The 21,123-nt window shown below is 74.1% G+C and carries 16 protein-coding genes; 5 read left to right on the top strand and 11 right to left on the bottom strand.

Features of this window, described 5'->3' with window-relative positions:
• Nucleotides 1-72 precede the first annotated feature (72 nt).
• Complete coding sequence (locus ACPC54_RS29395) at nt 73-696, bottom strand: helix-turn-helix domain-containing protein (protein WP_498969087.1); 624 nt, start codon at nt 694-696, stop codon at nt 73-75.
• 142 nt (nt 697-838) lie between these two features.
• On the opposite strand from ACPC54_RS29395, the gene ACPC54_RS29390 reads away from it, so the two are divergent.
• On the top strand, nt 839-2,464 hold the full coding sequence (locus ACPC54_RS29390) for an outer membrane protein assembly factor BamB family protein (RefSeq protein ID WP_498969086.1): 1,626 nt from the start codon (nt 839-841) through the stop codon (nt 2,462-2,464).
• A gap of 80 nt (nt 2,465-2,544) precedes the next feature.
• Nucleotides 2,545-3,123 (top strand): dienelactone hydrolase family protein, encoded by a 579-nt coding sequence (locus ACPC54_RS29385; protein ID WP_498969085.1) that lies wholly within the window; start codon nt 2,545-2,547, stop codon nt 3,121-3,123.
• Nucleotides 3,124-3,299: 176 nt separating this feature from the next.
• Here the strand turns inward: ACPC54_RS29385 and ACPC54_RS29380 are convergent, their stop codons facing one another.
• Entirely contained in the window at nt 3,300-4,289 is a 990-nt protein-coding gene (locus ACPC54_RS29380) for an alpha/beta fold hydrolase (RefSeq protein WP_498969083.1), read from the bottom strand.
• A 164-nt stretch (nt 4,290-4,453) separates the two neighbouring features.
• On the opposite strand from ACPC54_RS29380, the gene ACPC54_RS29375 reads away from it, so the two are divergent.
• Nucleotides 4,454-5,047, top strand: coding sequence for a helix-turn-helix domain-containing protein (locus ACPC54_RS29375; protein ID WP_498969196.1), 594 nt, complete (start codon nt 4,454-4,456; stop codon nt 5,045-5,047).
• 216 nt (nt 5,048-5,263) lie between these two features.
• On the opposite strand, the gene ACPC54_RS29370 is transcribed toward ACPC54_RS29375, so the two are convergent.
• The 9 genes from ACPC54_RS29370 to ACPC54_RS29330 all read right to left on the bottom strand — a co-directional run bounded on the left by ACPC54_RS29370 (nt 5,264) and on the right by ACPC54_RS29330 (nt 18,755).
• Nucleotides 5,264-8,089, bottom strand: coding sequence for an RNA repair domain-containing protein (locus ACPC54_RS29370; RefSeq protein ID WP_498969081.1), 2,826 nt, complete (start codon nt 8,087-8,089; stop codon nt 5,264-5,266).
• On the bottom strand, nt 8,089-9,819 hold the full coding sequence (locus tag ACPC54_RS29365; protein WP_498969080.1) for an RNA ligase family protein: 1,731 nt from the start codon (nt 9,817-9,819) through the stop codon (nt 8,089-8,091). The genes ACPC54_RS29370 and ACPC54_RS29365 overlap by 1 nt, the downstream gene beginning before the upstream one ends.
• Before the next feature lie 175 nt (nt 9,820-9,994).
• Nucleotides 9,995-12,658, bottom strand: a complete 2,664-nt coding sequence (locus ACPC54_RS29360; RefSeq protein ID WP_498969078.1) for a glycoside hydrolase family 31 protein — start codon at nt 12,656-12,658, stop codon at nt 9,995-9,997.
• A gap of 57 nt (nt 12,659-12,715) precedes the next feature.
• The gene (locus tag ACPC54_RS29355) at nt 12,716-13,543 is read right to left on the bottom strand and encodes a carbohydrate ABC transporter permease (protein WP_498969076.1); all 828 of its coding nucleotides are present in this window, start codon (nt 13,541-13,543) and stop codon (nt 12,716-12,718) included.
• Nucleotides 13,540-14,463, bottom strand: coding sequence for a carbohydrate ABC transporter permease (locus ACPC54_RS29350; RefSeq protein ID WP_498969074.1), 924 nt, complete (start codon nt 14,461-14,463; stop codon nt 13,540-13,542). Before ACPC54_RS29350 ends, ACPC54_RS29355 begins: the two co-directional genes overlap by 4 nt.
• A 70-nt stretch (nt 14,464-14,533) precedes the next feature.
• Nucleotides 14,534-15,811, bottom strand: coding sequence for an extracellular solute-binding protein (locus ACPC54_RS29345; RefSeq protein ID WP_498969073.1), 1,278 nt, complete (start codon nt 15,809-15,811; stop codon nt 14,534-14,536).
• A gap of 246 nt (nt 15,812-16,057) precedes the next feature.
• On the bottom strand, nt 16,058-16,813 hold the full coding sequence (locus ACPC54_RS29340; protein ID WP_498969072.1) for a DeoR/GlpR family DNA-binding transcription regulator: 756 nt from the start codon (nt 16,811-16,813) through the stop codon (nt 16,058-16,060).
• Between the two features lie 48 nt (nt 16,814-16,861).
• The gene (locus ACPC54_RS29335) at nt 16,862-17,878 is read right to left on the bottom strand and encodes an MASE1 domain-containing protein (RefSeq protein ID WP_498969071.1); all 1,017 of its coding nucleotides are present in this window, start codon (nt 17,876-17,878) and stop codon (nt 16,862-16,864) included.
• A 61-nt stretch (nt 17,879-17,939) separates the two neighbouring features.
• The gene (locus ACPC54_RS29330) at nt 17,940-18,755 is read right to left on the bottom strand and encodes a PP2C family protein-serine/threonine phosphatase (RefSeq protein WP_498969069.1); all 816 of its coding nucleotides are present in this window, start codon (nt 18,753-18,755) and stop codon (nt 17,940-17,942) included.
• 338 nt (nt 18,756-19,093) lie between these two features.
• Between ACPC54_RS29330 and cseB the strand changes: the two genes are divergently transcribed.
• Together cseB and ACPC54_RS29320 are read left to right on the top strand one after the other, a co-directional pair.
• Nucleotides 19,094-19,777: a two-component system response regulator CseB gene (cseB, locus tag ACPC54_RS29325; RefSeq protein ID WP_498969194.1), complete on the top strand. Its 684-nt coding sequence runs from the start codon at nt 19,094-19,096 to the stop codon at nt 19,775-19,777.
• Between the two features lie 5 nt (nt 19,778-19,782).
• Nucleotides 19,783-21,030 carry a sensor histidine kinase gene (locus tag ACPC54_RS29320; RefSeq protein ID WP_498969192.1) on the top strand — a complete coding sequence of 416 codons (1,248 nt, stop codon included), beginning with the start codon at nt 19,783-19,785 and terminating at the stop codon, nt 21,028-21,030.
• Nucleotides 21,031-21,123 lie beyond the last annotated feature (93 nt).

The following is a 21,123-nucleotide window of genomic DNA, read 5'->3' as shown; positions in this document are numbered from 1 at the left end:
CGTCACCCGGCGCGCGAGGTCCGCACGCGGGCGTCGGGAAGGCGGGGCGTCAGGAGAGCGCGGCGCGGCCGGTCAGGGGCGGAACGGGAAGCCGTACAGGTAGACGGACACGTGCTCGCGGCCCTCGGTTTCGCCGGCGGCCTTGGCGGCCTGGCCGCGCTCCCGCCAGCGCCGGGTGATCGCGTTCAACTCCTGGCCGAACTCGGTGAGTTCGGCCGGGGTGAGGTCGAGCATCCATTCCGAGGCGACGGCCGCGTCGGTCCACTCCGGGCCCCAGGTGTGGGTCTGGGAGAGGTAGCTGCGGTACTGGGCGACCCGGGTGTCGAAGACGCTCCGGCCGACCGCCTCGACGACGGCCGCGCCCTCGGGGGTCTGGGTGAAGTCCGAGTCGCGGAAGCCCCAGCCCCCCTCGGAGGCCACCTGCCACCAGCGCTCCCGCGCATCGCCGCTGCGGCCGGTCGCCTCGGCGACGAAGCCGAGCTCGGCGAGCTTGCGCAGGTGGTAGCTGACCAGCGAGGGCGCCTGGCCGACCTGTTCACCGAGCTGCGAGGCGGTGGCGGAGCCGGCGGCGTAGAGCAGCCGGTACAGCTGCATCCGCAGCGGGTTGGTGAACGCCTTCAGCCGGGTCAGGTCGGTGATCTGGTCGGGCTTGGGCTGGTTCCGGGGCTGGGGCGCGGGCCGGGGTTCTGAGGGCATGACGCCACCGTAAATCCGAAAGAGAAGTTGCGCAACAAAGTTTTCGGATCTGACCGGCGTCGGCGCCGACCGGGTTTCCGTCCTCGGCCATCCGGCCCTCGTCGCATCGCCACCGCCCAAGCGCCCGGCCAAGGTTGGTCGCATGAACCGACCTCCTCGTGCACTCCGGTGCCGTGAACCGCGCTCCTCGCGTGCGCCCGGTGGCGGCCGCCGCCCGGCAGCCCTGCTGGCCGGCCTGGCCCTGTTGGCCCCGACCCTCGCCACCTCCCTGCTCGCCCCGTCGTCGGCCCGGGCCGACAACCCGACCGTCTCGGTGAACAGCCTGCGGACCGGCTGGGACGCGGCCGAACCGAATCTCGGCCCCGCCCAGGTCTCGGCCGCGGACTTCGGCCGGCGCTGGTCCACCGCCATCGACGGTGCGGTGCACGCCCAGCCCCTGACCGCCGGATCGACCGTGGTCGTCGCCACCGAGACCAACCACGTGTACGGCGTCAACGCGGCGGACGGCCGCATCATCTGGCAGCGCGCCCTCGGGACCCCCGTGCCCTCGTCGACCGACTGCCTCTCACCCGGCACCGGCATCACCTCGACGCCGGTGCTCGACACCACGAGCGGCACCGTCTACCTGGTCGCGAAGTCCAACGACGGGGGCGCCCACTTCTCGGCGCACGCCCTGGACCTCGCCACGGGCGCAGAGCGCAGCGGCTGGCCGGTGCCGGTCCAGGGCGAACCGGTGAACAGCCCGGGCGTCCCGCTCAACCCCGCCATGTCCGCGCAGCGCGCCGGGCTGCTGCTCCTCGGCGGTGCGGTGTACTTCGGCTTCGCCTCGGACTGCGGCAGGACGCCGTACGTCGGCCACGTCGGCGGCGTCGACACCACCACGCGGAAGGTGACCCTCTGGTCCACCGAGGCCGGCTCCGGCTCGCAGGAGGGCGGCGTCTGGATGAGCGGCGGCGGGCTGATGTCGGACGGCGACGGCCGGATCTTCCTCGCCACCGGCAACGGCGCGGACGGGGGCTCGCCGCCCCCGGGACCGGGCGGCACGCCGCCGGCCCACCTCGCCGAATCGGTCGTCCGCCTCGGCGTCGACGCCGACGGCAGCCTCGCCGCGCAGGACTTCTTCAGCCCCACCAACAACGGCGACATGGACCGCTCCGACCTGGACCTCGGCTCCGGCGGCCCCGCGGCGCTGCCGGACGCCTTCGGCACGTCCGCCCACCCGCACCTGCTGGTCCAGGTCGGCAAGGACGGCCGCGTCTTCCTGCTGGACCGTGACAACCTCGGCGGCACGGGCCAGGGCCAGGGCGGGACCGACGACGTGGTCGGCACGACCGGCCCCTACAAGGGCGTGTGGGGACACCCGGGCGTCTGGGGCGGCGACGGCGGATACGTCTACCTGGTCGAGAACAACGGCGCACTGCGCGCCCTCGCGTACTCGGTCGACGGCACCGGCACTCCGCAGCTGACCAGCGCCGGCACCAGCCCCGAGGGCTTCGGGTACGCCTCCGGCTCCCCCGTGGTCACCTCGGACGGCACCGCCTCCGGCTCGGCGCTCGTCTGGACCGTCTACTCCGGCACCGGGCCGAACGGCCAGAACGGCGAACTGCGGGTCTACGACCCGGTACCGGTCGACGGAGCACTCACGCTGCGCCGCAGCTTCCCCCTCGGCACCGTGAGCAGGTTCTCGGTGCCCGCGACGGACAACGGACGGATCTTCGTCGGTACGAAGGACGGCCACCTCGTCGCGTTCGGCGGCGCGGGCACCTGAGCCCGGTCACGGTGTGTCAGTACCGCCGGTGATACTCGTGCCGCGGCGCCGTCCGGGCGCCACGGCACGAGGGGAGAAGCATGGCTGAGGTGCTGGTGTTCCATCACGGGTACGGACTGACCGAAGGCGTCCGCGCGTTCGCCGAGCGGCTGCGACAGACCGGGCACGTCGTCCACGTCCCGGACCTGTTCGAGGGGACGGTGTTCGACAGCCTGCGGGAGGGCATCGGCTACGCCGAGCGCACCGGGTTCGGCACGATCATCGAGCGCGGTACCGCCGCCGCCGAGGCGCTGCCCGCGGAGCTCGTCTACCTCGGGTTCTCGCTGGGCGTCCTGCCGGCGCAGAAGCTGGCCCAGACCCGCCCCGGAGCGAAGGGCGCGCTGTTGCTGGAGGCCTGCGTGCCGGTCGCGGAGTTCGGTGCCGCCTGGCCGCAGGGCGTCCCGGTCCAGGTCCACGGCATGGACGCGGATCCGTACTTCGCGGGGGAGGGCGACGTGGACGCGGCCCGCGCGCTGGTCGGGACGGCGGCGGACGCCGAGCTGTTCCGCTACCCGGGCGAGCGGCACCTGTTCACCGACAGCAGCCTCCCGTCGTACGACGAACCCGCCGCACGGCAGGTCACCCGGCGGGTGCTCGACTTCCTCGACCGCATCGAATAGCACCGCACCGTAGGGTTCGTCCTCACAGTCGATCGAGTGATGCGGGGTCATGTCGGCCATGGTGCGCCGTCATGAGCTCTCGGATGCCGAGTGGGCTGTCCTGGCCCGGTCCCTGCCCGCTTCGGGGGCCGCACCCGGTTCCGCCGGTGGGCGATCACGCCCTCGGGCCCGGCGATTCAGCCCGGGAGGGAGGCGAGCCAGGAGGTCAGCAGGCGGTTCACCTCCTCGGGACGCTCCTGCTGGATCCAGTGCCCGCAGCCGTCCAGGATGTGGGTGGAGACCAGGCCGGGGAGGGTGGCCGGGTAGGCGTCGATCGCGTCGGCCATCCAGGTCGTGGAGGCGTCCAGGGCGCCGCCGATGAACAGGGACGGCTGCTTGATCGGGGCGCCGCCGTACGGGGCGAGGTCCTCCCAGTCGCGGTCCATGGCGCGGTAGCGGTTGAGGGCCCCGGTCGTGCCGGTGCGCTCGAACTCCCCGGCGTACACGTCGAGGTCGTCCTCGGTCAGCCAGGCGGGCAGCTTGCCGCCGGGGAAGCGGTCGCGCAGCCGGCCGCCGGCGCGGGCCACGAAGTGGGGGTCGGGCTCGCCCTGGGCGGGCATGGTGTCGGCGGACATGGCTGCGTAGAAGCCCGCGAGCCAGCCCCGGAGGTCTGGCTCCATCTCCGCTTCGGCCCGGCCGGGCTCCTGGAAGTACGAGACGTAGAACTCCTGGTCGCCGCCCATCCGCGCGAAGACGTCGGTGGGGCGGGGGCCGCCGGGCGGCGTGTAGGGGACGCTCAGCAGTGCGACTGCGCGGAAGACCTCGGGGTGGAGCAGGGCGGAGGTCGCCGCGATGCCGGAGCCCCAGTCGTGCCCGACGACCACCGCCCTCTCCTCGCCCAGGGCGCGCACCAGGGCGACGTTGTCCGCCACCAGGTCGAGCATCCGGTAGGCGTCCGTCGCGGCCGGCTTGGAGGAGCGGCCGTAGCCGCGCACGTCGAGCGCCACGGCCCGGTACCCCGCCGCCGCGAGGGCCGGGAGCTGGCGGCGCCAGGAGTACCAGGACTCGGGGAAGCCGTGGACGAGCAGGACCAGCGGCCCGGTGCCCTGCTCGACCAGGTGCAGGCGCCCGGCGGGTGCCTCGATGGTGCGGTGGCGCAGGTCGGCGGACGGCGCGGGCTGGTGCATGGTTTCTCCTCGGTTCACGGGCGGCCTCGGTTGCCCACCGATCTTGCGGCGCGGCGGCCGCCCGATGCGAGCACCGTTGCCATCCTGGCAAACTGACAGGACACAGCGGTGGAGGCGGCACGGCCGACGGGAGCGGGGCGACGGTGACGGTGACGGACGACGGCATGGCCGACACGCTGGCGGCCGTGGGCCCTCGGCTGCGGACCGCGCGCGAGCAGCGTGGCGCCACGCTCACCGGCGTCAGCCGCGCGACCGGCATCTCGCCGAGCACGCTGTCGCGGATCGAGACAGGGCGGCGCAAGCCGACCCTGGAGGTGTTGCTGCAACTCGCGAAGGCGTACGACATCTCCCTGGACGAGCTGGCCGGCACCGCATCCGTCGCCGCGGCCGGACCGCGGATCCCGATGCCGCAGCGCCCCGGCAACGACAAGGTGGTGCTGCCGTTGACCCGCTACGTGGGGGGCCTGCACGCCCACAAACACGTCCTGCCCGCCGTCGACGCGCCGCCGGCGCGGCCGCGGCAGGTCTCCCACGACGGATACGAATGGCTGTGCGTCCTGTACGGGCGGCTGTGGTTGGCGCTCGGCGAGCAGGACCTCGTCCTGAGCGCCGGGGACGTGGCCGAGTTCGACACCCGCACCGCCCACGGAGTCGCGAACGCCGGACCAGGCGGACCGGTCGAATACCTGATCATGTTCGGGCCGCAGGGAGAGCGCCTACGACCGCGCACCCCGGCCCTCGCCCGCGGGGCCCGGTAGTACGGAGCACAGCATCCGGGACCGCCTCCCCCACGACGGTGCCTGCGGCTTCACGTCCCGGCGGCGTCCGCGTCGCGCGGCGGGCGCGGGCCGTGGTGCCCAGATCCAGCTCGCGCCCCTCGGCGTCGGCCGGGGTGAGGTCGACGGCCGTGCCGGCACTTGTGCGGGGCAATGATCAATTGTCGGACAGGCTCCGGCGGCTGTCCGGAGGGGGCGTCAGATCAGCGTGGGCACCGATCCTCCGGGGACGTGGTCGACGTGGACGCCGGAAAGGCCGCGGGACCAGGCGGTGGCGATCGGGGCCAGCCGCGCGGCGGGGAGGGGGTCGGGTCCGAGGCCGATCGCGAGGTGCGGTCGGCCTGCGGTGTGGAAGGGGCGCGGCCAGGCGTGCAGCCGGGTGGCGCCCGCTTCCTCCAGGGCGCCGAGCAGGGCGCGGATCCGGCCCCGGACGGCGCCGAGCTCGTCCGGCTCGGCGGTGACCACGGCCCAGGCGGCGTGGCGCCGGTGCAGCGGTGGTGGGGCGAGCAACTCCGGCCACGGGTCCGGGTGTTCGGTGGCGAGCTCCCAGGCCCGGTAGAGCTCCTCGGCGAGCAGCTCGCGCCCGGCCGGGCCGACCTGGGTGGTGCAGCTGCGGACCGGCGCGGAGGGGGTGAGGACGGCCAGCCCCTCGGCCGGAAGGGCGGCCGGCTCGCCGAGCAGGGCGACCGGGCGGCGCCAGTCCCAGCCCGCCCAGGTCTCGGCGAAGCGCGGGAACAGGTCCTCCGAGTCCGAGTCCGCGCCCGCGTCCAGGACTGTTCGAGCGGCCAGCACCGACCAGGCCAGCGACGGCAGTTGGCCGAACGGCGCGGAGTCCAGGCCGCGTGCCCGGGCCCAGGCCTTCACCTGCCGGGCCAGCCGGACGAAGGCCGGGTGCCGGTCGCCGACCGCCGCCAGCAGCGCCTCGGCGTCCGTGACGGCGCTCAGCGCGACGGCCGCCGCCTCGCCCAGCTCCGCCCGGTGCCCGACGGCCTCGGCCGGGTCGACATCGCCGGTGAAGACCACCACGAGGTCCACCGCCAGGCCGTCCGCCGTCAGCCGCAGCCCCGGCACCCGCGCCCCGCGCACCTCGTGCGGCCCCTGCGCGTGCGGCAGGGCGTCCGCCACCCGGGCCCGGACCGCGGCCAGATCGGCGGGGCCGGGCAGGGCGGCCACCAGGTCCAGGTCGGCGCCGTCCAGCTGGCAGCCCAGGCGGCGCGAGCCGACCACGTGGACGACGCCGTCCGGCAGTGCCGCCGCGATCCGATCGACCAACGCCTGGGCGGTGGCGGCGCGTTGGGGAGGTGTCGGCGGGGCGGTCGGCGTCTCCGGTACCTCCCGGACCGCGCCGGTACCCAGCGCGACCACCGCGCGCACCCGCATCGGCTCGTCGCCCCGGCGGGAGAGCACCACCAGCTCGCCGACCCGGGCCGAGGCCCCGGCGGCCCCGGCTGCCTCGGCGAGCCCGGCCGCGCACTCGGCGGCCGTGCGCTGCGGGTCGGTGCCGCGGCCCAGGGTCAGGTGCGGGGTGTAGCCCTCCGCGCGGCCCCGGCAGCGGGGGAAGCGGCGCTCCAGCGCGGCCCGCAGCTGCGCCCAGGGCTCGGGGGAGTCGGCCGCCGGGTCGAGCCAGATCGTGGCGTCCTCGCGGTGGCCGAAGGTGTGCACCCCGGCGAGCCGGGCGGTGAACGGCGCGACCTCGGCGGCGGCCCGGCCCAGCAGCGGCAGGGCGCGGTCGAACTCGGCCTCCGGGACGAAGCCGAACAGCAGGTTGACGTGCGGCGGCCAGCGCCGCAGCTGCGGGTCGTGCGCGGCGCGCAGCCGCTGGATCGGCGGCCACAGCTCCTGCGGCGGCAGCCAGGCGACGGCGGTGCGGGCGGTGGGCGCCGCGTCCAGGGAGTCCGGCGCGGCCGGCTCCCCGGCGGACAGGTCGAGGTCGACGGCCACGCCGTAGTGGTCCGAGGGGTGCAGCCCGTCCTCGGTCGGGCGGTCGCCCAGCAGCCGGGCGCCGGTGGCCCGGGCGCGCTCGGCGCGCAGCAGGACGCGGTCGAGCCGCCCGGCCCGGCCGGTGAGCGAGGAGACGGCGGCCAGTGGGTTGCCGACCGGGTCGAAGGTGGGGGTGTCGTCGGCGGGGCCGCGGGCTTGCGTCCAGGCGTCCCGCAGGCCGAGCGCGGCGGCCGGGCCGGCCGGGCCCGAGCGGGCGTCGTTGAAGTCGCCGAGGACCAGCAGCTCGCCCTCGACGTTGGCGAACCCCTCGGCGAGCCGGGCGAGTTCGGCCTGCCGGCGGTCCGGCCCGTCCGGCGAGTGGTCGCTGCTCAGGTGGACGGCGGCGACGGTCAGCGGCGCTCCGGCGGTCCGGACGGTGACGGCGGCCACCGCCTTGTGCGGGCCGAGCACGTGCCGGCCGGCGGCCAGGACGGGCAGGCGGCTGAGCAGCAGCAGGCCGTACTCGGCGATGTCGGTTCCGCGCGGATCGAGGTGGAGGGTGTAGCCCTCCCGGGCCCAGGGCGCGGCGAGCAGCATGTCGACCAGCGCGGGCTCGACCTCCTGGAGGGCGATGACGTCGGCGTCCGCCGCCGCCAGGGCCGCGAGCAGCAGCGGGCGGCGGCGGTCGCTGGCGATGAGCGGCGCGTCGTAGCGGTCCCAGAGCGTGTTCCAGGTGACCACGCGCAGCCGCTCGGCGCCGACCGTCGAAGCAGCCCCGGAGGTGGGCCGCCAGCCGTCCCCGGCCCGCCAGGCGTGCGGCACGGCGGCGGTGAAGAACGGCGTGGGCAGCCGGTGCGGGTCGGTGCGCCGCCCGGCCTCGGTGCGGTCCAGTTCGTCCAGGCCGGTGTCGCGGTCCCAGACCGGCACGCCGTCCGCCTCGACGAACCGCACCCGGTGCCAGGGGACGTCGCCGGAGGCGGTGAAGGCCTCCAGCGGGACGCGCTTGACGCGGTCGTCGCGCTGGCGCACGCCCAGGGTGAACCGGGCCGGGTCGAACCGGGCGTCCCAGCGGATTCGCTGGCAGATCTGCTCGATCGGGCGCATCAGTCCTCCAGGGAGTCGAGCGAGCCCGCCGTGTCCTCCACGGTGCCACGCGCGCCGACGTACCAGGTGCGGTGGGCCTCGCCGGGGTACGGCGGGCGGTAGCGGTGCAGTTGCGCGGTGAGCACGTCCGGCGGCACCGGGTGCGGGCGGGTGGCGTTGCGGCGGCGCAGTTCGGCCTCGTCGACGGTCATGACGACGTGGGTGACCAGGGCGTCCCGGCGCTCGGTGACGCCCGCCACCAGGGCGCGTTGGTGGCGGTTGAGCGAGGTGGCGTCCCAGACCACGGTGGCGCCGGGGGTGAGCGCGGCGGACAGCCGGTCCAGGCCCTCGCGCAGCACGTCGGGGTTGTCGCGCTGGTCGGCGCGGGATCCCCGGGCGGCGCGCAGCCCGTCCAGCGAGACCACGGTGTCGACGCCGTCGAGCGTGCCGGTGAAGGTGCTCTTGCCACTGCCGGACGGGCCGGTGAGCTGGATCAGCCGGGGGAAGGCGCCGTCGCGCCAGCGCCAGGTGGCGGCCACCGCCTCGTCGACCGTGTGGATCCGGCCGAGCGCGAACGCCTCGCGGGCCTGGGCGAAGCAGCGGTCGGCGGCCTCGCGCCCGAGGTCGGCGAACCGCTTGCGCAGGCCGTTGCGCAGGAAGTCGAGCGGGTCCTCGTCGAGCAGGGCCTCGGCGTCGGCGTGCAGGGCGGACCAGCCGACCTGCTCCCGCTCCTCCGGGCCGGGGGCGGCCACGGCGGCGAGGGCGTGCAGCACCTCCAGGTCGGCGGCGACGGACATCCGGACCAGTCCGGCGGGCCGGTCCTCGTCGGGGTACGGCCGGTGCAGCCGCGGGTGCAGGCCGACCAGGTCGGCGACCCGGCGGGCCAGCGGCAGGCCGAGCGTCCCGGCCAGCCGGGGCGCCAGCTCCGCCCGGCGCTCGGCGCGCAGCACGGTGGCGAGCACGCCGACGAGCCGGCGGTCGCCGGTCCGGCCGAGGGCGTCGAGCCGGTCCGACATCTCGGCCAACTCGTGCTCGGGGCCGGGGAGTTCGTCGAGGCCGAGGGCCGCGGCGAGGGCGCCGGGGGCGGGCCGGGCGCCGTTGCGCACCGCCCACAGGGCGGCGGACGGGCCGAGGCCGTTGGGCTGCACGGCGGCGTGCATCCAGTGGGTGTCGGTGCGGACGTGCCGGGGGCGCACCCACTTGGCGACCCGCTCGCCGAACTCGCCCAGGGGGAAGCCCTGGACGGTCCGTACGACGTACCCCTCCTGCCGGTCCAGGTCCAGGCCCGCCGCCAGGGCCCGCAGCGCCCGCTCGTCGAAGCGGCCGCGCCACAGCACCCGCGGCGTCGGGACGCCCGCGCGGCGCAGGAAGCGGACGGTGGCGTCCCAGTCCAGGCAGGTGTCGTCGGCCCGCCACACCGAGAAGCCGTAGAACCAGCTCTCCAGGTCGGTGTACGGGATCGAGTGCTGGGCGTACAGGTTCTCGCCGCAGATCCGCCAGCCCTGCGGGACCATCCGGCGGATCCGGCCGTGCAGTTCCTTCACCCAGGCCCGCGAGGGGTGGTGGGCGGAGTCCAGCGAGCGGGCGTGCAGGCCGTCCCCGTAGAGGGTGGTGTTCTCGCCGTCGAGCTTCTCGGTGACGACGACCTCGGCTCCGGCGAGGCCGGAGAGGTCGCCGGTCCGTACGTCGTCGGCCGCGGCGCCCGGCGACCAGGGCAGGTGCGGCGTCCTGGGGTACTGCACGCGTCGCATGTCCTGCTCCCGGGTCGGTCGGTCGTGGTCCGCCGACACTGTAGGAGCACGCCGATCCGCCTGACCAGCGATTTTGGGGCCTGTCTCGTGGACCCTCGCCGGGCGTGCCGACAAAGTCCAGGAGACAGGCCCCGACCGGGTGGGGCCCCAGCGCGGGGCCCCACCCGGCGGGGTGTCAGCGGCCGCCGTGGATCAGGTGCAGGGAGAAGCCGCGGTCGGTGGACATCCGCGGGGTCTTGACCTCGGTGACGCCGGTGGCGTCGTCGTGGAACCACCCGGAGCCGGCCGCGTCGAGGGCGGCCGCGGAGTCGAGCTCCGGCAGCGGGCCGCCCTGGGTGACGACCCGGCGCGGCGCGTCCTGGCCGTGGACGGTGAAGCGGTAGCTGCGGGCGTCCGGCTTGCCGCTGTAACTGCCCTCGCTGGCACCGACCTTGACGGTGGTGACGGCGCCGTTGGCGTGCACGTCGACCTGCTGGGTGGCCGAGGCGCCGCCGCTGAACTGCCGCGTGACGCCGTCGTCCTCGTACAGGGTGTAGCTGGAGTCGGCCTGCTCCTGCGGGTAGAGGTCGTAGTCGAGCTCGCCGCGGTCCCTGGTCTCCCAGGAGAGCGTGCCCTTGGGCCACATCGGGACGATCGCGCCGCCGCGGACGAACAGAGGCAGGGTGTCGAGCGGCGCCGCGTAGTCGTCGACGGTGGTCGGGCCCTGGTAGGTGCGCCCGGTCCAGTAGTCCGTCCAGGTGCCCTCGGGCAGGTGGATGCCGCCCCGCACCGAGGTGTCGGAGTAGACCGGGGCGACCAGGAAGTCCGGGCCGGCCAGGAACTCGTACCTGGAGTCCGGGCCGAGCGCGTCCGGGTCGTCCGGGTACTCCAGGGCGAGCGGGCGCACCGCGCCGATGCCGGTGCGGGTGGCCTCCGCCGAGAGGGTGTACATGTACGGCAGCAGCCGCTCCTTGAGCTGCAGGTACTTGCGGTTGATCGAGGTGTACGGCTCGCCGTCCAGCCAGGGCTGCTGGTCGCGCTGCTGCTTGCCGGTCATGTCCCGGGCCCAGCCGTCCATCGTCATGATGGTCGGGATGAAGGTCTTCCACTGCAGGTCGCGGGTGTACATCATCGGGTCGCGGCGGAAGATCGAGCCGACGTCGCCGGTGTCGTAGGCGATGCCGGACATGGTGGCGCCCGCGTAGGTGGGGATCTGCCAGCGGATGTAGTCCCAGGACAGGCTCTGGTCGCCGCTCCACAGCACGCCGCAGCGCTGCGCGCCGGCCCAGGAGACGGGCAGCCAGACGAAGCCGCGGGCGTCGCTGTTGTCCTCGATGCCCGCCTTGGCCTGGTCGCAGGCGTTTAGCGCGAAGTCGTAGCCGTTGCCGACCCAGGCGACGTCGAGCTTGCGCACCCGCACGCCGGCCTTGACCTCGGCGGCCTGGTTGGGCAGGCCGTTCTGGGTCCACAGGCCGAGCTGGGCGTGGTCCTTGCGCAGGCCCTCGCCGGTCTGCGGCAGGTTCTCGTAGCCGCAGCCGTAGCCGTCGTTGACGAGCATCCAGCCGAGCGGCATCTGGTTGCGCACGTAGCCGTCGGCGGTCTTCAGCGCGTCGAGGGTGTGGCGTTCGCCGCGGTTGGCGTTGTGCAGGTAGCAGTCGGAGTCGCCGGGTTCGAGGCCGTAGACCGGCGGCATGAACGGCTTGCCGACCAGGGCGGTGTAGCGGCCGATCACGGACTTGACGTCGCCGGTGAAGTAGTAGGCGTCCAGGCGGCGTTCCTGCTGGCCGGTGCGTACGGGCGAGCCGAAGTCGTAGATGCCGGGGGCGAAGGTGTTGCGGAAGACGCCGTAGCCGGCGGTGGAGACGTAGAACGGCTGCGAGTTGTTGTAGCCGCCCTCGTTCCAGTCGAAGCTGTTGGCGACGTGCACGGTGTGGTCGCGGTGCGAGAAGCTGCCGTTCTGCTCGCCGCCGCCGAAGAACTGCTCGTCGGCGCCGCGCCGCAGGCTCTGGCGCAGGCCGCTGGTGCTCCAGCGCAGCGGGACGTCCTCCTGCCAGATGGCGGTGCCGTCGGCGTGGTAGAGGCCGAAGCGCAGCGGGTGCTTGTAGACCCGCAGGACGGTGTCGCCGGCGCGGATGCCGTAGTAGTCGCCGGCGTCGAAGGAGCTGGTGTCGCGCCGGGGCTGGGGCTGGGTGCGGATGATGGTGCTGCCCGCCGGGTCGGTGAGCACGCCGTCCGGGGCGGCGCGCAGACGCAGTTGGTCGTCGGCGAGGAAGTCGACCTTGGCCTTGAGGGTACCGGCGGCGATGTCGTAGCTGCCCTGGCCGCCGGTGAAGGAGGTGAGGTCCCCGGCGTCGCTGGTCTGCGGGAGGTAGGCACGGCCGGTGAAGGAGCCGCCGTGCACGTCGTAGGGGACGACCAGGACGTGGTAGGTGCCGGAGGCCTTGGGGATGACGGTGGCCTCCGGATCGGCGGTGCCCGCGCTGGAGGCGACCTGCTTCCCGGCGGCGTCGAAGATGTAGAGGTCGAAGTCGTCGGTGGGGTTCTGCCACTGCACGGAGATCGGGACGCCGCCCTCCGGGTTGTCGTCCCAGTAGCCGGCCGGCACGTTCACGGTGACGTCGAAGCGGGCGCAGACGGCGCCGTCCGGGTCCTGGGCGGCGCTCGGGCAGGAGTCGGCGCCGCCGAGGGTGCCCTTGGCGTACTGCGGGCTCTGCCAGGTGACGCTCTGGTGGCCCTGGTCGAGGACGGCGGACGGGGTGCCGGCGGCGTGGGCCGGGAGGGCGGGCCCGGCGAGGGCGGCGAGGCTGGTCAGGGCCGCGGCGAGGGCGGCCCGGCGCAGCCGGGGTCGGTGCAGGCGCACGGTGGTTCCTCCGGTCGGCGGTACGGGGGCGGGGTATGCGCGATCGGTGCTTCGGAGCTACTTGACCGAGCCGGCGGTCAGGCCGGAGACGACCTTGCCCTCGATCAGGGCGAACAGCACGATCACCGGCACGATGGCGACGACCGAGCCGGCGAACAGGTAGTTCCACTGCACGGTGTAGTCGCCGATGAAGCTGTTGATCCCGGCGGTGAGCGGCTGGCTGCGGATCGCCGTCGAGAGGGTCAGGCCCATCACGAACTCGTTCCAGGCCGCGATGAAGGTGAAGATCAGGGCGGTGACCACGCCGGGCATCGCCAGCGGCAGCACCACCCGGCGCAGCGCCCCGAACCGGCCGAGGCCGTCGATCATCGCGGCCTCCTCCAGCTCGACCGGGATGGAGCCGATGTAGGCGGTGAGGATCCAGACGGCGAAGGCCAGGTTGAAGGCGGCGTTGCAGAGGATCAGCGTCCAGACCGAGTTGAGCATGTCGAGCTGGTAGAACTCGCGGTACAGGCCGACCAGCAGCGAGGTCGGCTGGAACATCTGGGTGACCAGCACCAGCAGCAGGAACAGCCGGCGGCCCCGGTAGCGGACCCGGGCGGTGTGGTAGGCGGCGGGCAGCGCGACCAGCAGCGCCAGCAGGGTGGAGCCGCCGGCGACCAGCAGGGTGACGCGCAGGTTGGCGCCGAGGGTGGAGTCCCGCCAGACGTTCACGAAGTTGGACCAGGCGAAGTGGTGCGGCAGGTAGCCCGGGTCGCGCAGCTCGTCGGCCGGGCGCAGCGCGGTGACGGCCATCTCCAGGTAGGGGAGCAGGAAGACGGCGGCCAGCAGCCAGGCGGTGGCGGCGAGCAGCAGGGTGCGGGGCCTGAGGCGGCGGCCGGTCAACTCTCCTCCCGGTTCCAGCGGCTGACCTTGAGGAAGAGCAGCACCAGCAGCACCACGAGGGCGAAGTTGACCACCGACATGGCCGCGGACTCGCCGATGTCGGTGGCCTTCAGCTGGTACATGAACACCGTGCTGGTGGCGGTGTCGCTGCTCGGGCCGCCCTGGGTCATGCCCCAGATGACGGGGAAGGAGTTGAAGACGTTGATCAGGTTGATCACCAGCCCGACCAGGAACGCCGGGCGCAGCAGCGGCAGGGTGATCCGCCGGTACGCCTGCCAGGCGCTCGCGCCGTCCACCCTGGCCGCCTCGGACACCTCGGCGGGGACGGTCTGCAGGCCGGCCAGCAGGGTGTAGGTGGTGAACGGCAGCGAGACGAAGACGGCGACGCCGATCATCCACGGCCAGGCGGTGGACGGGTCGCCGAGCCAGTCGCGCGGCCCGTCGATCAGGCCGAGGTCGGTCATCGCGGTGTTGAGCACGCCCGCCGTCCGGTCGAGCATCCAGCGGAAGCCGATGGCGGTCATCAGGACGGACGCCGCCCAGGGCGCGATCAGCGCCCAGCGGGCGAACCGGCGGCCGGGGAAGCGCTGGTCGAACAGCTGGGCCAGGCCGAGCGAGACGATCATGGTCAGGCCGACGACGGCGACGGTCCACAGGACGGTGGCCAGCAGGACGTGGCCGAGGTCGGTCTCGCCGAACAGTTTGCGGTACTTGTCCAGCCCGGCGGAGCCGCGGACGAAGCCGCTGGTGCTGATGCGCAGGAACGAGGTGCGCACCATCTCGTAGACGGGCCACAGGACGACGAACAGGATCAGCAGGACGGCGGGCGCGATCCAGGGCAGCGGGCCGAGCCGGCCCCGGCGGCGCGGCGTCCGCGCGGGCGGTGCGCCCCGGGCGGGGGCGGGGGAGTGCTGGGACAACGGGCTTGCCTCTCACGGGGGTTCGGCTCGGCGGCGGCCACCGGGTGGGTGGTGCGAAGGGGCCGGCCGGCTACTTGTTGTCGGCGGCGGTGTCCTTGGCCTTCTTCTGCAGGGCGCCGAGCACCTTGGCCGGGTCGTCGGTGAGGGCGGTGCCGACGGTCTTCTTCAGCTCGGCCGAGACGGTGTCCCAGCTGGTGTCGCCGAGCGGGTAGAAGGCGGCGTGCGGGAGCAGCGCGAAGAAGGGTTCGAGGTCCTTGTGCTTGCCGCTGCCGGTCATCTCGCGCAGGGTGTCCTGGGTGACGGGCATCAGGTTGTAGGTCTCGTCGAACCGGAGCGTGTTGTCCTTGGCGTAGACGAAGTCGAGGAAGGTGCGGATCTGGTCGCGGTGGCCGTTCTTCTTGAAGGCCATCATCCAGTCGGCCACGCCGAGCGTGGACTTGAGCGGGCCGGCCTTGCCGGGGATGGGCGCGACGCCGTAGTCGACCTTGCCGTCGCGGGCCATCTGGATCAGCGAGGGGTGGCCGTTGAGCATGCCGGCCTTGCCGGCGGCGAAGTCGGCGAACGCGGTCTTGCGGTCGGTGGTGGCCGGGTTGGCGTAGGTGAGGCCGGGGCCGACGAGGTTGGCCTTGAGCCAGCTGAAGGTCTCGACGTTGGCCGGGCTGTCGAGGGTGTACGCGCCGTCCTTGTCGGTGGGGCCGCCGCCGTTGCCGAGCTCCCACATCATGCTCTCGCCCTGGGCCTCCTCGGGGCCGAGCGGCAGGGCGTACGGGGTGGCGCCGGGGGCTTTGACCTTGAGGAGTTCGGCGTCCTTGCGGACGTCCTCCCAGGTGGCGGGCGGCTGGGTGATGCCGGCCTGCTGGAACAGGGTCTTGTTGTAGAAGAGCGCGCGGGCGGAGGAGACGAACGGGATGCCGTACTGCACGCCCTTGACCCGGCCGGCCTCGGCGAAGCTGTCGATGAAGTCGGCCCGGGTGCCGGTGGAGAGCACGTCCTCGGCCTTGTAGAGCAGGTCGTCGGCGACCTTGTCGGCGTAGCCGCCGGTCTGCAGGACGTCCGGCACGTTGCCGCTCTGGATCATCGTGCGGACCTGCTTGTCGATGTCGTTCCAGTTGACCACCTGGACGTCGACCCGGATCTTCGGGTTGGCGGCGGTGAAGGCGGCGGCGAGGTTGTTCCAGTACGTCCGGGAGCTGTTGGACTCCTTGTCGCCGTAGTCGGCGGCCACCAGTTTGAGCGTCACCTTGCCGTCCGCGTCGGCGCCGCCGCCGTCGCTGCCGCTCCCGCAGGCCGTGAGGGCGAGCGCGCCCAGGGCGCAGGCCGTGGTGAGGGCGAGGAATCGTTTGTGCACCGCAGTTACCGCCTTCGTACGCCGTGTGCTTCGATCGTGATCTGGTGTGATCCGAGATGCTTGAAGAGCGCTGGTTTTGAGCAGAATCGAAAGTGCTGGCTGCGTCGGGCAGTATTCCCGAGGCGGGCCGTCCGGTCGAGGTGGTCTCCGGAGACCGTTATCGGACCGTTGCATGACAATTGCGGCTGCAAAAGAACGCCCGGCCGGAGGGCGGCTCCGGGCCGGGCTCGGTGAGCTGACGATACGTCAGGCGCGCCGGACGTGGAGGCCGTTGGCGCAGATCGCCTCCTCCTGGGCGGCGCTCAACTCGTCGTCCGTGACCAGCTCGTGGACGTCGCTGAGCGGGCAGATCCTGGCGAAGGTGATCCGGCCGACCTTGGTGCTGTCCGCCAGGACGACCGACCGCGCGCTGCTGCGCAGGAAGGCCCGGTCGGTCTGGGCCTCCATCTCGTCGTGCGTGGTGCAGCCCTCCTGGGTCAGGCCGTCCACGCCGATGAAGGCGAGGTCGAGGTGGTACTCGGCGAGCATCCGCTCGGCGGCCGGCCCGACCAGCTCGTAGCTGGTGGTCCGGGCGATGCCGCCGACCACCATCAGGCGCACCTCCGGACGGACGATCAGGTCGGCCGCGATGTTGACGGCGTTGGTCACGATGGTGATCCCGCCGCGCTCGGCCAGCACCCGGGCCAGCTCGCTGGTGGTGGTGCCGCCGGTCAGGCCGACCACCGCGCCGTCCGGCACCAGCCGGTCGGCCGCCAGGGCGATCCGCCGCTTCTCGGCCTGGCGCGTGCCGTGCTTGTGGCGCAGCGGCAGTTCGAGGTTGACGGCGCCGGTGACGGCCCCGCCGCGGGTGCGGTGCAGCAGGCCCTGGTCGTGCAGTTCCTGCAGGTCGCGGCGGACGGTGGCCGGAGACACCTGGAGGAGTGCGGCCAGCTCGTGTACGTCGGCACTGCCGGCCTCGGCGATGTGCGACAGAATCCGGGCGGTCCGGTCAGCTTTGAGCATGGCCGAAGTGTAGTGGGCGCGGTGTTCCGGCCCTCCGCGCAGAACCGCTCAGCGGTCGCCGTCCTCCTGCGGCAGCCAGCGGCCGGTGTCGGCCTTGCCGGGCGCCAGGCGGTTGACGACCTCGGCCAGTTCGACCGTGGCCTGCTCGATCCGTCGGTAGGTGTCACGCTGCTCGGCGACGATCGCGGCCAGCAGCAGGCCGGTGAGCGCCGCGCACCCGTTGAGGGCCTGCAGCGTCACCATGGCGGCGACCAGCCCGTGCCCGGCGAACGGGCCGGCCCGGTTGGTGGCCGCCGTGATGGTGATCAGCGAGATCAGCAGGACGCAGGGCGCCGCCCCGAGCAGTTGGAACCGCAGCGCCGCCCAGATCAGGAACGGGAAGACCAGGAAGAGCAGGCTCAGCGTGGTGGAGGTGGCGATCACGGTGGCGCCGGCGGTACTGGCCAGCAGCAGGACGGGCTCCACCCAGTCGGACGGGCGGCGATCGGCGGGCAGCCGGGCCGTGCGCAGCGCCAGCGCCACCGGGGTCACCACCAGCACCCCCATCGCGTCGCCCGTCCACCAGGCCGACCAGGTGGACCAGAACCCGCCGGCCGTCAGGTCGCCGTTCAGGACCAGGACGGCGGTGCCGATGGTGGAGCTGATCAGCATCCCGGCGAGCGCCCCCAGGAAGACCAGCGCCATCCCGTCCCGGAGCCGGTCCAGCTCGATCCGGAAACCGGCCCGGCGCAGCATCAGGCACGCGGCCACCGGGGCCAGCGTGTTCCCGGCCACGACGCCGAGCGAGCCCCAGGTCGGCGGCCCGGAGGAGGCGATCACCAGGAAGGCGCCGAGCGCCACGGCCGGCCAGATGCGGAGCCCGAACAGCAGCAGGCAGGTGAGCGCGATCCCGGTCGGCGGCCAGAGCGGGGTGACCTTGGCCCCGCCGATCACCACCTGCTCCAGCAGGCCGATCCGCCCGGCCGCGAGGTAGACCGCGGTGACCGCGAGCAGGAGCAGGGCGGTCAGGGCCAGGTGACGGGGATCGCGGCGGCGGGGCGTGGTGGTCGGCGGCACGGTAGCCATCTGACTACGTTCCGGCGGCCCGGGGCGGGCGTGACACGCACGGGCGCCCGCCCGGGCGGCCTCAGCCGTCGTGGCGCAGGACCAGCACCGCGGCGTCGTCGGCGTGCCCGGTCAGGTCGGCGACCTCCAGCAGCGCCGCGGCCAGCCCGTCCGGCCCCTCCTCGACCCGCTCCCGCAGCACGGCCGCCACCCGCGCCAGCCCGGCCTCGATCGGGAACGCCGGCCCCTCGACCACGCCGTCAGTCACGAACGCGACCACCTCCGCTCCGGCGAGCCGGCGGCGGTCCACCGGATACGTCTGGTCGGGCAGCACACCGAGCGGCGGACCGCCGTCGTCGGCGCTGTGCCCCCAGCGGCCGTCACCGGTCGCCCAGACCGGCGGGACGTGCCCGGCCCTGGCGTGCGACAGCTCCCCGGTGGCCGGGTCGTAGCGCAGGAAGCTGCAGGTGGCGAAGCGGCGGCTGTCCATCGAGATCAGCAGGTCGTTGGCCCGCTGCAGGACCTCGCCGGGATCGGCGGCCGAGGCCGCCACGGCACGCAGACCGACCCGCACCTGGCCCATGATCGCCGCCGCCTCCACGTCGTGGCCCTGGACGTCGCCGAGCGAGAAGGCGACCGAGCCGTCCGGCAGCAGGAAGCCGTCGTACCAGTCACCGCCGACGCTCAGACCGTGCCGGGCCGGCGCGTACCGGGCCGCCGCCCGCAGACCGGGCAGCTGCGGCAGCGCGGAGGGCAGCAGCACCCGCTGCAGCGCCTCGGCCAGCTCCACCCGGGCCCGCTGCAGCTCGGCCTGCTCCAGCGCGGACGCGGTCAGCCGGCCGAGCTCGGTCAGCAGTTCGTCCGCGCTCGGTCGGCCGGCGGGGCGGCGTCCGATCATCGGCCCTCCGGCAGGGTGTGGGGCGGGGCGATCAGAGCCAGCGTATGTCGGCCGAACGGGCGACGGCCGCTCGAAGCCCCCACGGGCCTCCCGCGTCGCCCCGCCGCGCGGGGCGACGCCCACCGCGTCGGCGCCCGCCCGCCGGGCACCGGCCGCAGACGGGCGCGGTCGTCGAGAACGATCTGTGCCGTATCGTTCCCTTCTGGTCGCCGCCCGGCGCGCAGCCGGGGCCGCGATGCCGCACCAGACCGTCCGAGAGGGGTTGTCCGCCCGTGTCCTCGCCCGCCCCGGCGGCCCTGCCCCCCGTCCGTGTGCTGCTCGTGGAGGACGACGAGCTGATGCGCCGCTCCTTCGCGGTCGCGCTGGAGCGCTACGGCTACGGGGTGCAGGTCGCGGCGGACGGGCTGACCGGGCTGGAGCTGTTCCGCGACGAGGACTTCGACCTGCTGATCCTGGACGTGATGCTGCCCGGCCTGGACGGCATCGGGCTCTGCCGCAGAGTCCGGGAGAGCAGCCTGGTCCCCGTGCTGATGATGTCCGCACGCGGTGACGGGCTCGACGTCGTCGCCGGCCTGGAGGCCGGGGCCGACGACTACGTGGTCAAGCCCGTCGACACCTACGTGCTCGTGGCGCGCATCCGCTCGCTGCTGCGCCGGGCCGCCTACCCGCCCGCCCAGGCACCCGAACCGGCGGCCGGCGTGGCGGGCGCGGCAGGCGAGGAGCGGCCCGCAGGCGGGGAGGCCCTGGCCTTCGGCGACCTGAGGATCGACACCGCCGCACTGGAGGTGTCCGTCGCCGGGAGCCCGGTGGCGCTGACCCCGACCGAACTGAAACTGCTGCTGGAGTTCGCCGCCAACCCCGGCATCGTGCTGGAGCGGCACACCCTGCTGCGCAACGTCTGGGACTACGGCTGGGACGGCGACAGCCGGGTCGTGGACCTGTGCGTGCAGCGGCTGCGCCGCAAGCTCGGACGGGAACGGATCGAGACCGTCCGCGGCTTCGGCTACAAGCTCAGGCGTTGAGCCCGGTGCGTCCGTACCCGCGGATGCGGCCGGCCCGCGCGTCCCTGCGCTGGAAGATCGCCGCACTGGCCGCGGCCACCGCCTGCCTGGTCGCCGTCGCGGTCGGCGTCCTGGTGCACCTGTGGACGGAACAGGACATCCGCGGCCGGGCCGAGGCGCGGGCCTTCAACTCCGTGTACTCGGCGATGGAGACGTACCGCCGCACCGGCACCCTGGCGGACGGCGCCGAGCTCGACCCGCCCGGCCTGCCCTCCGCACTGCGCGACCCGGCCGACGACGCCCGGCACGTGGTCGTGGCCGGGCAGATGGTCTGGGCCGCCCAGCGGACCGGCGGCCCCGGCAGCCCGGTGCTCGCCTTCGAGGTCAACACGGGCCCGGAACTGTCCGACGTGCCCAGGCTGGACGCGGCCATGGCGGTGGCCTCGCTGGTCGCCCTCGCGGCGGCCGCACCACTGGCCGTCTACGGGGCGGGGGTGCTCGCCCGCCGGCTGCGACAGGTCTCCGAGACCGCCCGACGCATCTCGGCCGGAGACCTCGACGCCCGCACCGGGCCGGCCAAGGGCACCGACGAGGTCGCCGACATCGCCGCCACCGTCGACCTGATGGCCGACACCCTCAGCGCGCGGCTGCGCGCCGAGCGCCGGTTCACCGCCGACGTGGCCCACGAACTGCGCACCCCGGTCGGCGGTCTGCTGGCCGCCGTCGACCTGCTGGAGCCCGGTGAGACGGAGGACCTGCTCCGGGCCCGGGTGCGGGACCTGCGCGACCTGGTCGAGGACCTCCTGGAGGTCTCCCGCCTGGATGCCGGCGCCGAACGGCCCGCCCACGTCCGGGCGCCGCTCGGCGCCGTGGTCACCGAGGCCGTGGCGCGCACCGGGCACGACACCGAGGTCCGCCAGACGGCCGCGGAGACCGTGGAGACCGACCCGCGCCGCCTCGAACGGATCGTCGGCAACCTCGTCACCAACGCCCACCGGCACGGCGGCGCCCCGGTCGAGGTCACCGTCGAAGGCCGCACGGTCGTCGTGCGCGACCACGGCCCCGGCTTCCCGGAGGAACTGCTGCGGCACGGCCCGCGCCGCTTCCAGACCGGCGCCCCGGAGCGCGGCTCGGGCCACGGCCTCGGCCTGACCATCGCCCTCGGACAGGCCCAACTGATCGGCGCCGAACTGCGGTTGGCCAACGCCCCGGACGGCGGCGCGGTCGCCACCCTGCGCCTGCCGGACCGGACCGGCGGGCCGCCACCGAACTGATGCCGCGGAGCTGATGACGCGGAGCCGATACACAGTGGCGCGGCCGCCGATACACGGCGGCCCACGCCCCGATACGTCCCCCGGACACCCTTC

This window comes from Kitasatospora sp. NPDC094028, from assembly GCF_049543595.1.
Lineage (GTDB): Bacteria > Actinomycetota > Actinomycetes > Streptomycetales > Streptomycetaceae > Kitasatospora.
The sequence above is the reverse complement of the archived record's forward strand: the minus strand, read 5'-3'. Positions and strand labels throughout refer to the sequence as shown.